The organism is Collimonas sp. GW821-FHT07E08 (assembly GCF_059418905.1).
In genome coordinates, this window is the sequence record NZ_JBWKQR010000001.1 from 83,514 (window position 1) to 96,890 (window position 13,377).

10 protein-coding genes are annotated in these 13,377 nt (G+C 59.9%); 2 read left to right on the forward strand and 8 right to left on the reverse strand.

The window, feature by feature from the left end; all coding sequences use genetic code 11:
• Positions 1-123: 123 nt before the first annotated feature.
• The 4 genes from AC07RZ_RS00380 to AC07RZ_RS00395 all read right to left on the reverse strand — a co-directional run bounded on the left by AC07RZ_RS00380 (position 124) and on the right by AC07RZ_RS00395 (position 4,571).
• Entirely contained in the window at positions 124-1,269 is a 1,146-nt protein-coding gene (locus AC07RZ_RS00380) for an ABC transporter ATP-binding protein (protein WP_494666475.1), read from the reverse strand.
• A 60-nt stretch (positions 1,270-1,329) separates the two neighbouring features.
• Positions 1,330-2,223, reverse strand: coding sequence for a carbohydrate ABC transporter permease (locus tag AC07RZ_RS00385; RefSeq protein WP_144740403.1), 894 nt, complete (start codon positions 2,221-2,223; stop codon positions 1,330-1,332).
• Positions 2,213-3,166: a carbohydrate ABC transporter permease gene (locus AC07RZ_RS00390; protein WP_144740406.1), complete on the reverse strand. Its 954-nt coding sequence runs from the start codon at positions 3,164-3,166 to the stop codon at positions 2,213-2,215. The genes AC07RZ_RS00385 and AC07RZ_RS00390 overlap by 11 nt, the downstream gene beginning before the upstream one ends.
• Positions 3,167-3,317: 151 nt before the next feature.
• Positions 3,318-4,571: an ABC transporter substrate-binding protein gene (locus AC07RZ_RS00395; RefSeq protein WP_494666476.1), complete on the reverse strand. Its 1,254-nt coding sequence runs from the start codon at positions 4,569-4,571 to the stop codon at positions 3,318-3,320.
• Between the two features lie 359 nt (positions 4,572-4,930).
• Between AC07RZ_RS00395 and zwf the strand changes: the two genes are divergently transcribed.
• Together zwf and AC07RZ_RS00405 are read left to right on the forward strand one after the other, a co-directional pair.
• On the forward strand, positions 4,931-6,406 hold the full coding sequence (zwf, locus tag AC07RZ_RS00400; protein ID WP_494666477.1) for a glucose-6-phosphate dehydrogenase: 1,476 nt from the start codon (positions 4,931-4,933) through the stop codon (positions 6,404-6,406).
• A gap of 91 nt (positions 6,407-6,497) precedes the next feature.
• Complete coding sequence (locus tag AC07RZ_RS00405) at positions 6,498-8,471, forward strand: glucokinase (RefSeq protein WP_494666478.1); 1,974 nt, start codon at positions 6,498-6,500, stop codon at positions 8,469-8,471.
• A gap of 275 nt (positions 8,472-8,746) precedes the next feature.
• Here the strand turns inward: AC07RZ_RS00405 and AC07RZ_RS00410 are convergent, their stop codons facing one another.
• The 4 genes from AC07RZ_RS00410 to AC07RZ_RS00425 form a co-directional block, all read right to left on the reverse strand.
• The gene (locus AC07RZ_RS00410; RefSeq protein WP_144740416.1) at positions 8,747-9,871 is read right to left on the reverse strand and encodes a porin; all 1,125 of its coding nucleotides are present in this window, start codon (positions 9,869-9,871) and stop codon (positions 8,747-8,749) included.
• Between the two features lie 369 nt (positions 9,872-10,240).
• Positions 10,241-11,197, reverse strand: coding sequence for a carbohydrate kinase family protein (locus AC07RZ_RS00415; RefSeq protein WP_494666479.1), 957 nt, complete (start codon positions 11,195-11,197; stop codon positions 10,241-10,243).
• Between the two features lie 53 nt (positions 11,198-11,250).
• Complete coding sequence (locus tag AC07RZ_RS00420; protein WP_494666480.1) at positions 11,251-12,471, reverse strand: AGE family epimerase/isomerase; 1,221 nt, start codon at positions 12,469-12,471, stop codon at positions 11,251-11,253.
• A gap of 44 nt (positions 12,472-12,515) precedes the next feature.
• A complete protein-coding gene (locus AC07RZ_RS00425; protein ID WP_092398567.1) occupies positions 12,516-13,370 on the reverse strand; it encodes an SIS domain-containing protein in 855 nt (284 codons plus the stop codon).
• Between the last annotated feature and the right edge of the window lie 7 nt (positions 13,371-13,377).

Consider the following 13,377-nt stretch of genomic DNA (forward strand, 5'->3'; position numbering starts at 1 on the left):
GGTTAGTCGGAAATACTGCGCGGGAGTACTGCGGAAATACCACCCTGCCATTCTACGCAATTTACAGCGGTTTGCCACGCATGGACAGATCAGCAATATCCTGCGTGGCCATAGCCCAAGTATTCAGCTGATGCGTTCTTCGGTCTTGGCATCGAACAGGACTGCTTTCGACAGGTCGAACGCCAGTTGCATCTGGTCCTTGGGTTTGGCTGCAGCGCGCGGGTGGGTCCGGCAGGTGACGCGGGCGTTATTGAAAGTAGTGAACACCAGCGTGTCGGGGCCGGTAGGTTCGGTCAGCTCGACGGTGCAGCCGACTTCGGTCGGATGGTAGCTGCCATTGCTGTCGCTGACTTCCGAACCGCGTGCGCTCTGGGCGTCGGTAACGTGCTCCGGACGGATGCCAAGGATGATTTCGCGGCCGATCCAGGATGCGATCTGCGGATTCTGCGCCTGCACCGGCGCCAGCGGCAGCAGGGTTTTTTGTCCCGCGTGTTCGAGTTCGAACGCCGGGCCGTGGCCGTTGGCGACCAGGTTGCCGCGCATGAAATTCATCGACGGCGAGCCGATGAAACCGGCCACGAACAGGTTGCTTGGATTGTCGTAGATTTCCTGCGGGCTGCCGAATTGCTGCACCACGCCGTCTTTCATTACGGCGATACGGTCGCCCAGCGTCATCGCTTCAATCTGGTCATGCGTGACGTACACAATGGTGCTGCCCAGGCGCTGATGCATCAGCTTGATTTCCGCGCGCATTTCGACCCGCAGCTTGGCGTCCAGGTTGGACAGCGGTTCGTCGAACAGGAACAGCGACGGATCGCGCGCAATGGCGCGGCCCATGGCGACGCGCTGCCGCTGCCCGCCCGACAGCAGGGCCGGCTTGCGGTCCAGCAGGTGGGTGATCTGCAGCGTGGTGGCGACGCGGTCGACGATCTGTTTCTGTTCTGCTTTCGGCACCTTGCGGATGCCCAGGCCGAACGAAATGTTTTCGCGCACCGTCATGGTCGGATACAAGGCGTACGACTGGAACACCATGGCGATGTCACGCTCCTTGGGCGCTACGTCGTTGACGCAGCGGTCGCCGATCATGATCTGTCCTTCGGATACCGTTTCCAGCCCCGCAATCATGTTCAGCAGCGTCGATTTGCCGCAGCCGGAACCGCCGACCAGGATCAGGAACTGGCCGTCTTCGATTTCCAGGTCGATGCCCTTGAGGACTTCATTGCCGTTCGGGTAAACCTTGCGCACATTGCGAATTGATAAGCTTGCCATCTTTAAATCATTCCTTAAATAATTTTACTTATTTGTTATGGGGCAGAGCTGCCTCTGCCTTTAGCCCTTGACCGCTCCGGCGGTCAGGCCGCGCACAAAATATTTACCCGCCAGCAGATACACCACCAGTGTCGGCAAGGCGGCAATGATGGCCGCCGCCATGTTGACGTTGTATTCGGTCACCCCGGTGGACGTATTCACCAGGTTGTTCAGGGCGACCGTAACCGGCTTGGCGTCGGAGCCGCCGAACACCACGCCGAACAGGAAGTCGTTCCAGATTTGCGTGAATTGCCAGATGAAGCAGACCATGAAAATCGGCAGTGACAGCGGGAAGATGATTTTCCAGTAAGTCATGAAGAAACCTGCACCGTCGATACGGGCCGCCTTGACCAACTCTTCCGGCACTGTCACGTAGTAGTTGCGGAAGAACAGCGTGGTGAATGCGATGCCGTAGACGATATGTACAAACACCAGGCCGGGCGTGGTGTTGGCCAGGTCGACCGTGCCCAGCAGGCGCGCCATCGGCAGGATCACTACCTGGAACGGAATGAAGCAGCCCACCATCAAGGCCGTGAACAGGATTTCCGAACCGCGGAAGCGCCAATGCGCCAGCACGTAGCCGTTGAGCGAGCCGACGAAGGTCGAAATCAGGACCGCCGGCACCGCCATCTTGATCGAGTTCATGAAGAACGGCTCCAGGCCGTTGCAGTCGACGCCGGTGCAAGCGGTGCTCCAGGCTTTGCCCCAGGCCGCGCCGGTGGGGGACATCGGCAGGGACAGCAGGTTGCCCGAGCGGATTTCATCCAGTGTCTTGACCGAGGTGCTCAGCATGACATACAGCGGAGCCAGGTAGTACAGCGCGCACAGGACCAGCAGCGCATAAATGACGATGCGGCCGACGCTGAGCTTGCTGTTTTCGTTATAGACGGTGTTGCTGGTGCTGTCAGCGGCCATTGCGCGCTCCTTTGGTTTCCAGGTACATCATGGGCACCAGCACTGCCAGTACGGTGGCCAGCATCATCATCGCCGATGCCGCACCCAAGCCAAGTTGACCGCGTGAGAAAGAAAACTGATACATGAAAATTGCCGGCAGGTCGGAGGAAGTCCCCGGTCCGCCTGCGGTCAGCGCCATCACCAAGTCGAAGCTCTTGATCGCGATATGCGCCAGCACCAGCAATACGCTGAAGAACACCGGGCGCAGGGCCGGGATCACGATGCGGCGATAGATGGTCGGCAGGCTGGCGCCGTCGACCATGGCAGCCTTGATGATGCTGTCGTCGATGCCGCGCAGGCCGGCCAGGAACAGGGCCATCACGAATCCCGAGGATTGCCAGACGCCGGCGATCACCACGGTATAGATGGAGAAATCGGAATTCACCAGCCAGTCGAAATGGAAGTTGGCGAAGCCCCAGTCGTGCATCATTTTTTCCAGGCCCAGGCCCGGATTCAGGATCCACTTCCAGGCGGCGCCGGTGACGATGAAGGACAGCGCCATCGGATACAGGTAGATTGCGCGCAAAGCGCCTTCAGCGCGGATCTTCTGGTCCAGCAGGATCGCCATGATGAGGCCGATCGCCAGGCAGAACAGGATGAACAGGCCGCCGAAAATGCCCAGGTTGGCGGCGGCTACCCACCAGCGGTCCAGGCCGAACAGCGTGGCATATTGATTGAAGCCGGAAATCTCGTAATTCGGCATCATGCGCGAATTGGTCAGCGACAGCCAGGCAGTGACGCCGATGAAGCCGTATACGAAGACCAGCGACAGGATGATGGTGGGCGACAATACCAGGCGTGGCAGCCAGGCATCGGCGATTGCCGCAATGCGCCCTTGCTGCTTGGGCGTGTGGCTTGGACTCCCGGCAGCCGCAGCTGTGTAGGGGAGGGTGTGATCGGACATGCAAGTCTCCTGAAGCAGGATCAGAGCCGGCGCCGGCGGTGTCCTGTTGGGCACCGCCGGACACGGCGGGGGCCGAATCGATGTTACTCGCTTCGGCCCCGGTTCTCATTTACTCTAAAAAATACACTAGGCAAACAGCAAAAATACTCACTTATTGTGTCTTTGCCGCTTTTGCCAGCGCCTGTACCGCGGCCTGCGAGGTCATGTTCGAATGCATGAACTTGGAAACGACGTCGAACATGGCGCCCTGTACCGCGGAGCTGACAGCCATGCCGTGCGCCATGCTTGGCTCCAGCGTGCCGGCTTTGCTGGCAGCAGCCATGTCGTCCATCGATTCGGTGGCGCAGCTGTCGAACTTGGTGCGCGGGATGTCAGGGCGGACCGGGATCGAACCCTTGTTCAGGTTGAATACTTCCTGGAACTCAGGGCTCATGATGGCGGTGGCCAGGGTCAGCTGAGCCTTTTGCGAATCAGGATTCTTGACCTTGAACATGGCGATCGAGTCGATGTTGTAGGTGTACGACTTGGCGGTGCCAGGAGCTGGTGCGCACAGGAAGTCCTTGCCAGGCTGCTTGCCGGCAGCGGTGAACTCGCCCTTGGCCCAGTCGCCCATGAACTGCATGCCGGCCTTGCCGTTGATGACCATTGCAGTCGCCAGGTTCCAGTCGCGGCCTGGAGCGTCCTTGTCGATATAACCCTTGATCTTGCCCAGCGTGTCGAAGGTCTTGATCATGGTCGGGCCGGTCAGGGTGGCCGGATCGAGCTTGACCAGCGCCTTGTTGTAGAAGTCGGCGCCGCCTACGCCCAGCGCAACGGTTTCAAACATGGTCGCATCTTGCCAAGGCTGGCCGCCTTGGGCGACGGCGATGAAGCCGGCTTTCTGGATCTTGTCTGCAGCGTCGAAGAATTCAGGCCAGGTGGTAGGCACTTTGGCGCCGGCTTTTTTCAGGACTTCAGGATTGATCCAGATCCAGTTGACGCGATGCACGTTGACCGGCGCTGCCACGTAATGGCCTTGGTATTTCATGGTGTTGGAAACCACCTTAGGCAGCAGCGAATCCCATTTGCCCGCAGTAGCTGCGGCATCGATGTTCGCCAGCACGCCTTCCTGGCCCCATTCCTGGATCGACGGTCCCTTGATCTGCGCCGCTGTCGGAGGGCTGCCTGCGATCACGCGGGCTTTCAGCGCGGTCGTGGCGTTTTCGCCTGCGCCGCCGGCAACCGCAAAGTCCTTCCAGGTGACGCCCTTGGCTTCCATGATCTTTTTCAACTCAGCGACTGATTTGGCTTCGCCGCCCGATGTCCAGTAATGCAGCACTTCGACCTCAGCCGCGTGAACCGCGGCGGCGCTGGACAACAGTGCAGTGGTTGCGAATACCGATTTTATTATTTGATTCAGTTTCATTCTTGTCTCCTGTGTTGAGAATTAGTCTGCGATGAATGCTTTGTTACCTGATGATAATCCTTGCAAAAGCTTGCCGGCACCTTATTGTGGTTGCCGCCAGGCCAGACACTACTTTGCTGCTCCCACTTCAAACCTGCATGTACGCAACGGCCGGGAAATGCCGCAAGGCGACGTTCTTTTACCTGTTCGAACCCTGCGAAATTATCCGCCCATGTGTATCATGTGAAAAACTAGTAAAACTACATGCGATCTTGAGTTTCCCTGTAAATATGAAGGATTTACTCCTTACGCCGCTTGTAATTGTAGTAATGCTACATTAATATTGCAATATAAGTTTTTTATTTATTACAAAAATTTTGATGCAGCCAACTATCCCTTTTACTTTTACGCTGTTCGGAGCGACCGGCGACTTATCGATGCGGAAGATACTTCCGGCGTTGTTTGTTGCCCATCGGGAAGGGAAGCTGCACCAGGATGGTCGCATTATTTGCGTCGCCAAGCAGGATTTCAGCCAGGAAGACTACCTGGCGTGGGTCAGCAAGAGCGCCATCCCCTATGTGAAGAGCGGCGTGGCTGGAGCCGAGGACGATGCGCATTGGCAGAGCTTCCTGGCGCGTATCACCTACCTGCCGCTGGACCTGACGGACCGCGCCGGGTATCGGGCGCTGGCACAGGCGCTGGCTGCCAGCAAGGCGGTGTCGGTGTTTTACCTGGCGACGTCGCCCTCGCTGTTCGAGCCGATCTGCGCCAACCTGGCCGCCAGCGAGATCGACCTGTCGCAGGCGCGGCTGGTGCTGGAAAAGCCCCTGGGGCACGATTTGCTGTCGTCGCGCGCGATCAACGATGCGGTAGCGCGGGTCTTCGCCGAAGAACAGATTTATCGCATCGACCACTATTTAGGTAAGGAAGCGGTGCAAAACCTGCTGGCCCTGCGTTTCGCCAACTCCTTGTTTGAACCGCTGTGGCGGCGCGAATCGGTGGCGCATGTGCAGCTGACAATCGCTGAACAGCTGGGTGTAGAGGGGCGCGGCGAGTTCTACGACGCCACCGGCGCCATGCGCGACATGGTGCAAAACCATCTGCTGCAGCTGCTTTGCATGGTGGCGATGGAGCCGCCGACCTCGCTGGATGCCGATGCGGTGCGCGACGAGAAGCTGCGCGTATTGCGCGCCCTCAAGCCGTTTTCGGCGGAAGACATGGAGCTCAAGGCGGTACGCGGCCAGTACGTGGCGGGCGCGGTCGACGACAAATCGGTTGCGGCATACCGGCAAGAGCCAGGGGTAGGGACGGAATCGCAGACCGAAACATTCGTTGCCTTGCATGCCGAGATCAATAACTGGCGCTGGGCCGGCGTGCCGTTTTTCCTGCGCACCGGCAAGCGCCTGGCGCAGCGCACGGCGGAAATCGTGATCACTTTCCGGCCTATCCCGCACGCCATCCTGCCGATGCCGGGCGGCCTGGCCGGCGGCAGCAGCAATCGCCTGGTGATCCGCTTGCAGCCGGATGAGTCGATCCAGCTGCATTGCCTGGCAAAGCAGCCGGGCGACGGCATGACGGTACAGCCGGTGGCGCTCGACCTGGCTTTCGACCAGGCCTTCAAGCAGCGCCGGGCAGAAGCCTATGAGCGTTTGCTGCTCGATGCAATCCGTGGAAATTTGTCCCTGTTCGTGCGGCGCGACGAACAGGAAGCAGCCTGGCGCTGGGTGGAACCGCTGCTGCGTCATTGGCAAAGCAGCTCGGCCCCGCCCAAACCGTATATGGCAGGCAGCTGGGGGCCGACCGCATCGTTCGCGATGATGGCGCGGGCCGGCGCCCAGTGGCCGGAAGATCGTTGAGTCCCTGACCGAAAAATTTGAGAAGCGCGGCATGGCGAAGCAATCGCCGCCGCCCATCCTACTAACAGTATTTAAGTGAAAGTTTTACACCATGTCTTCATCCACGATCATGAGCGCTAGCGAGAATCCGGCAACTAGCTATCTGGATGGTCCGCGCCTGCTGGCAGACGTCGGCGGCACCAATGCGCGTTTCGGCTTGGAGCGGGCGCCGGGCCAGATCGACTCGATACAGACCTTGCGTTGCGCCGACTATGCCGAATTCGCCCTGGCGGTCGAGGCATACTTGTCGGCCAGCGAACATCCGCAGGTGCGGCATGCGGCGATCGCGATCGCCAACCCGGTGCAGGGCGACGATATCAAGATGACCAATCACGATTGGGAATTTTCGATAGAAACCACGCGCCGCCGCCTGAACCTGGATACGCTGCTGGTGGTCAACGATTTCACCGCGCTGTCGATGTCCTTGCCGCACCTGGAGCAATCGCATTGCATCCAGGTCGGCGCCGGCAGGGCGCTGAGCGGCGGCGTGGTCGGCCTGGTCGGCGCCGGCACCGGGCTCGGCGTGGGCGGGCTGATTCCCACCGAAGGCCGCTGGATCGCGCTGGGCAGCGAAGGCGGCCACGTCACCTTTGCGCCGGGCGATGCGCGCGAAGCGGCGGTGCTGGCTTACTGCTGGCGCACTTATTCTCACGTTTCCGCCGAGCGCCTGGTTTCCGGCCCCGGCATTGAAATGATTTACCAGGCGCTGGCCGACCTGCAAGGCATTGCCAAGCCAGAGCCTTTGCAGACTGCACAGATTGTCGAACGGGCGTTGCAAGGCCAGGACGGCTTGTGCATGGAAGTGGTCGAATGTTTTTGCGCGATGCTGGGAACGGTGGCAGGCGACGTCGCGGTGACCTTGGGCACCTTGGGCGGTTTGTATATCGGCGGCGGCGTGGTGCCGCGCCTGGGCGAGTATTTCGCGCGTTCGCCGTTCCGCGCACGTTTCGAGAGCAAAGGGCGTTTCAGCAATTACCTGGCGAAGATCCCGACCTTTGTCATCACCGCGCCGTACCCGGCTTTTGTCGGCGTCGCGGCGATCCTTTCCGAGCACCTGGGAGGCGGCAATGCCGTGCCTATCCTGGAAAAGATCCGCAAGGCGCGCGACCAGTTTTCACCGGCCGAACAGAAGGTCGCCAGCCTGATCCTGGCGCATCCGCGCGCCGTGATGAGCGAGCCGATTTCAGAAATCGCCAGGCGCGCCGATGTCAGCCAGCCGACCGTGATCCGTTTTTGCCGCACCATGGGTTGCCAGGGGCTGGCCGATTTCAAGCTGAAGCTGGCTTCCGGCGTCACCGGCACGGTGCCGGTCGCGCATAGCCAGGTCCACGTCGGCGATTCCTCGCTGGATGTCGGCGTCAAGGTAGTCGACAACACCATTTCGGCGATGATGGAAGTGCGCGACAACCTCAATGCCGATACCTTGTCGCGCGTGATTGAAGTATTGAGCCAGGCCAGCCGCATCGAGTTCTACGGCTTCGGCAGCTGCGGCCTGGTGGCCGAGGACGCGCAGCAAAAATTCTTCCGCCTGGGCATTCCATCCTCGGCATATACCGATCCGCAGCTGCAGGAAGTTTCCGCCGCCATGCTGAAAAGCAGCGATGTCGTGGTGGTGATTTCGAATTCGGGACGTTTGCGCCACCTGGCGCCGGCGGTCGAGGTCGCGGTGCATTCCGGCGCTACCATCATTGCGCTGGCGCCGAGCAATTCGCAGCTGGCCAAGCGCGCGCACTACACGCTGGCGGTCGAGCACGACGAAAGCAGCATGATGCACATCCCGATGGTGTCGCGGATCCTGCTGCTGCTGTTGATCGATGTGCTGGCGGTGGGCGTGTCGCTCAACCGTTCCAGTCCGTTTGCCGAGCTGCAGCGCCAGGCCAAGCGCGGCATCCTGACCCATATCGCCTCACTGGGCGAATCGGACAGCGACAAGATCACCGCCGAGCGCGACGGCAAGCCGGTGCAATCGGCGCGCAGCGACCAAGAGGTGACCTTGTCGCCGAATGTCATTTCCCATATCAAGTAATCATCTGCAGCCTGTAGCCGCTTATTTTCTTCTTCCCGGAAAGTAAGCGGCGTCTTCCGGTGGTTCCGCCATTTCCCACACGCTTGCGTCGCTTCGCATTCGCGCAAACCGTGCGCCCATAAAAAATGCCCATTCGCACGCGAATGGGCAAAGTCTGGGAGTTACCCAGGGACGTCTCTCACTAACTGCCACTCACGCGGCAAGCACAACAGTAGTGCTGGCAGGCTCAGCCGAGGCGCCGAGCTCAAGCGGCGCGCCGGCTGTTGCCTGCTGTCTTAGAACGAGTGGCTGATACCAGTGTAGAACGTGTTCTGGTTCTGTCCAGTTAAGCCAGTGCTGTCGCCGGTCTGAACTTGGAAATCGGTGTTCGAACCATTGCGGATAGTACCGACGCTCGCGTACAGCAGAGTGCGTTTGGACAGGTTGTAGTTGGCGCCTACCATGAACAGGTTTGCGCTGCCTACGTCGTGGTTAAGCTTGACGTGATAAGCCGCGCCGATCAGCGTCAGAGCCGGAGTCGCCTGGAAGTTGGCGCCGAGCCAGAACTGGTTGGCTTTGTTGGCTGCGCCAATGCCGCTGGTCGTCAGAGGCTGGGCCGGAGCCGACAGGTTTTGCCAGCCGGCATACAGTTTTGTCGCGCCGAACGTAACGTTGCCGCCGACAGTGATTTCCTTGGAGCGGGAGAACAAGCTGTCGTAAGTGCCGTTTTCGTCATGTGCCGTATCGTACATCGCCAGCAATTCATAGGTAGGCTGTACGAAACCAATTGCGATGCCGGTGCTGTTGCCGATTCCTGAACCAGTTGGTCCGCGTGTAGTCGATCCTGCAGCTTCGCCCGCACCGTACATGAGGTGCACGTAGAGGCCGCCCATATCTGGCGTGACGTATTGGATCTGGTTGCTGGTTTGTGGCCAGTTACGACCTTTGAACAAGGTCGAAGTACTCATGTTCTGTTGGCCGGTAGGATCGATGCTCCATACCCGGTCGCTTGGCAGCGCCAGGTCACGGCCGATTTTCACGGTACCGAAGCCACCGTTCAAACCAACGGTCGAACGACGATTAAACAGGCCGGTGCCGTTGAAACGGCCGGTGTCGGCTTGGAAGCCGCTTTCTAACGTGAACAGCGCTTTCAGGCCACCGCCCAGATCTTCAACACCCTTGAAGCCGATCATGCTGGTGCCCCACTCATTGCCGCCGATGCCCCATTGGCCACCGCGGATGGTGTTGCCGTTTGCGTCTTTGCCTACTTGATTGCTTTGGTAGTTGATGCCTGCGTCAACGCGACCGTAGATGGTCACGCTGGTTTGCGCTTGGGCTGAGCCGACAAAGGCGCAAGCCAGGGCTGCTGCAACCGCGAGTGGCTTGGCCAACGGCATGGCTTTCAGAACAGATTTTCTCATTTCATCTCCTAAGTAAAAATGTGGCGTTGACCACTGCTTTCCGAGTCTTGTGTAGCTCGAAATTCTTGAACCGGACCTTCGTTCTTGCTTCTTGTAATGCCGATTTCTTTGTTGTTAAGAATGGTAAACCTGTTTATGAAATTTTTGTTTTATTTGTGTAGTTTTACTATATTTGTGTTGCTAATTTACAGCACCGGCAAATTTTTCATGCGTCGAATGCATAGTTGTGGCAACGGAAAGGTCTATTAAAAAATGCCCTTGTTTGGTGATTTTTTTATTTGTTTTCTTGTGGAAATTTTTTTATCTGTATTTTTACTACAAGTAATTTAGATACATTTATCGTGCAGTGCGGGATGGCGGACCAACACCTTATATTTTTTCCAGCAAGGCCCGAACCTGCCCCAGTTGCGGCGGTTTAGCCCCGGCATTGAGGCAAGCAGCCGATCCGCAGGCGATCGAGAAACGCAGGTGCTGCAGCCAGTCGGGTGCTGCATTTTGGCTGCCCGATGCTGCAGGTGCGGCAGCTTCCTGTATCAGCGAATAAATCAGGCCGGCAATGCCGGCGTCGCCTGCGCCCACCGTATCGACCACGGTGATCGGCGGCGGCGCTACCTGCCAGTACTGGTCGCCGGCATGGATCGCGGCGCCCTTGGAGCCCAGGGTCAGCAGCACAGTTGCGTCCGGATTGAAGCCGCGCAGCGTCGCCAGGGCGGCTTCGGTGTCGTTTGTGCGGAACAGGCCGGCCAGGTCTTCGTCCGAAACCTTGATCACATCCGCCAGCTGCGCCATCTTTTTCAGCACCGCGTCGTAGCGCTGGTCCATTACGTTGCGGAAATTCGGGTCGTAGCTTATTTTCACGCCGCGGCTGTGCAAATCCTCTGCCAGCTCGATCAAGCGCTCGGCCAGCGGCGAGCGGGTCAGGCTGATGCCGCCGAAGTGCACCCATTGCGCAGCCTGCTGCCAGCCGCTCGGCAGCGCGCCAGGGTCGAACGACAGGTCGGCGCTGTTGTCACCGATGAAATTGTATTGCGGCGGCGAGGTTTCATAGACCACCGCCAGCAACGGCGAACGCGCCGCGCGCTGCAGGAAGCGCAGGTCGAGGCCGGCTTCCTGGCTGGCAGCGTACAGTTCGTCGCCGAACCAGTCCTGGCTGATGGCGCCGGCAAACGCCGATGAAACGCCCAGGCTGGCGGCGGCGCGGGCCACGTTCCAGGTCGAGCCGCCGGTCTTGCTCAGCCACTGGTCGGCGCCGACCCGTATCAGGTCGGTCAACGCTTCGCCGGCGCTGATGAATTGAGGAAAGGTGAGAAGGGGTTTGTCAGACATGACAGCATCCATGCAATGTTTAAAGGAATTGATTCAAGTGCTTATTCAAACGTTTACTCAAGCGGACTGCCGACCGCCGCCAGTGCTTCCAGGTAGGCGCCCATCGGATGATAGAAATCGGTTTTGCCGTGCGGCGGTTTTTCCGGGCCATAGCGCCGGTTGTCCTGCCGCAGGATGCGGTACCAGCCGCCGCGTTCCTGGTCTATCAGGTGCGCGCTGCTGTAATCCCACAATTTGCCGTAGCTGTCCCAGTAAGCCTGGTCGCCGCTACGCGCCGCCAGCAGCGCCGCGGTGGCCAGCGATTCAGCTTGCACCCAGAAATACTTGTCGCCGTCGCAGACGCTGCCGTCCGGCGCCAGTCCATACACCATGCCCCCGGATACCTGGTCCCAGGCGGCCGGCATGGTGACATCGAACAGCTCCCGCGCGCGCGGCAGCAGCCAGCCGGCGTCGCCTTGCAAATGCGGACGATGGCGCTCCAGCAGCAACAGCAGCTTGGACCACTCGGTCATGTGGCCGGGCTGGAAGCCCCACGGGCGGAACATGTTGCTGCTGTCGTGGCGGTTGTACTCCCAGTCCACGCTCCAGTCGGCATGGTAGTGTTCCCAGATCCAGCCGTCCGCCAGCGCCGCCTGGCGTATCGTGACGTTGTGCGCCAGCAGCTCGGCGCGCTGCAGGTAACGTTGCTCGCCGGTGGCCTCGAACGCCGCAATCAAGGCTTCGCAGCTGTGCATATTGGCGTTCTGGCCGCGGTAAGGCGACACCACGCCGGCCGGCGTCGCCTCGTCGGCGTACAGGCCGTCCGCTTCCGACCAGAACAGTTTTTCCATCAGGTCAAAAGTGGCGCCGATGCCGTCGGCGGCTTCGCTGATGCCGATACGCAGGGCATGGGCATGCGCCAGCAGCACGAACGCCAGGCCGTAGCAATGCTGGGTGCGATCGGCTGCGACGCCGTTTTCGAGCACCCAGGCGTAACCGCCGTATGACGGTTGCCAATGCTGTTGCTGCAGGAAGCGCAAACCATGGCGGGCTGCCTCGCGGTATTCTTCCTTGCCGTCGAGGCGCCAGGCGAGGGCGTAGCAGAACACCATCCGGCTGCTGTTGACCAGGTGCCGGCTGGCGCTGTCGTAGACGCTGCCGTCGTCGTTCAGGTAATGGAAAAAACCGCCGGCTGGATCAATCGCGCGCGGATGGAAGAAGGCGATGTCGCGCCGCATCCTGTCGCGCAGGAATGCTGGATCGCGGTAGTCGGGCGCTGCGGAATCTGGTCTCATGTCTGTATTTTTTATAGGTGCGTCGCGAGCGGCACGGGGCGGCGTCAGCGAAAAAACGAATCGAACTGCATGTCGAACTGCTGCAAGGCTTTTTGCGCGTTCTGCATTTTCTTGCGGAATTCAGGGCCGCGCTTGAGCGCCAGGCCGACCGCCAGGATGTCGATCACCACCAGGTGCGCCAGGCGCGCCGAGATCGGCGTATAGGGATCGATGTTGAAGCTGAGGTCGATCGGCACCAGCACCGTGGCGAGCTCAGCCAGCGGCGTGCCGCTGGGGCCCAGCACGATGATGTCGGCGCCGCCTTTTTTGGCCAGCTGCACGCTGCGCAGCAGGGCTGCATTGCCGCCGCGCTGCGAGATGGCTACCACTGCATCGCCCGGTTGCAGCAGCGATGCCGCGATACTGTGGATATGCGGATCGGAGTAGGCGACGGTGGGAACGCCGGAGCGGAAGAATTTGTGCTGGGCATCTGCTGCCACGATACCGGAAGTGCCCTGGCCGTAGAATTCGATCTTGTTCGCCTTGAGCAAGACGTCCAGCGCCTTCTGGATCGCATCGGCGCTCAGGTGGTTGCGCAGGTCGAGCAGGGTGTTGATCGAGCGGCTGCAGATCTTGTTGACCAGGTCGGCGGCGATATCGTCCTGCGCCAGCATTTCGTTCGCGCCCGGCAGCGCCACCGCCAGGCTTTGCGCCAGCTTCAGCTTGAAATCATGCCAGCCTTCGTAGCCGATGGCGCGGCAGAAACGCACTACCGTCGGCTCCGACACTTGTGCGTTCTTGGCCAGGGCAGTAATGTTTTCCGCCAGCGCCAGCTGCGGATTGTCGAGAATCGTCAGCGCGACCTTTTTCTCCGACTTCGACAGCAAGTCGATCTGGGTCCGGATCGCATCCAGCAGCATCGTCATT

Bases quoted from the DNA above. Each gene is read 5' to 3' on its own strand.
- AC07RZ_RS00380 (WP_494666475.1), bottom strand. From the start codon at position 1,269: ATGGCAAGCTTATCAATTCGCAATGTGCGCAAGGTTTACCCGAACGGC.
- AC07RZ_RS00385 (WP_144740403.1), bottom strand. From the start codon at position 2,223: ATGGCCGCTGACAGCACCAGCAACACCGTCTATAACGAAAACAGCAAG.
- AC07RZ_RS00390 (WP_144740406.1), bottom strand. From the start codon at position 3,166: ATGTCCGATCACACCCTCCCCTACACAGCTGCGGCTGCCGGGAGTCCA.
- AC07RZ_RS00395 (WP_494666476.1), bottom strand. From the start codon at position 4,571: ATGAAACTGAATCAAATAATAAAATCGGTATTCGCAACCACTGCACTG.
- zwf (WP_494666477.1), top strand. From the start codon at position 4,931: ATGCAGCCAACTATCCCTTTTACTTTTACGCTGTTCGGAGCGACCGGC.
- AC07RZ_RS00405 (WP_494666478.1), top strand. From the start codon at position 6,498: ATGTCTTCATCCACGATCATGAGCGCTAGCGAGAATCCGGCAACTAGC.
- AC07RZ_RS00410 (WP_144740416.1), bottom strand. From the start codon at position 9,871: ATGAGAAAATCTGTTCTGAAAGCCATGCCGTTGGCCAAGCCACTCGCG.
- AC07RZ_RS00415 (WP_494666479.1), bottom strand. From the start codon at position 11,197: ATGTCTGACAAACCCCTTCTCACCTTTCCTCAATTCATCAGCGCCGGC.
- AC07RZ_RS00420 (WP_494666480.1), bottom strand. From the start codon at position 12,471: ATGAGACCAGATTCCGCAGCGCCCGACTACCGCGATCCAGCATTCCTG.
- AC07RZ_RS00425 (WP_092398567.1), bottom strand. From the start codon at position 13,370: ATGCTGCTGGATGCGATCCGGACCCAGATCGACTTGCTGTCGAAGTCG.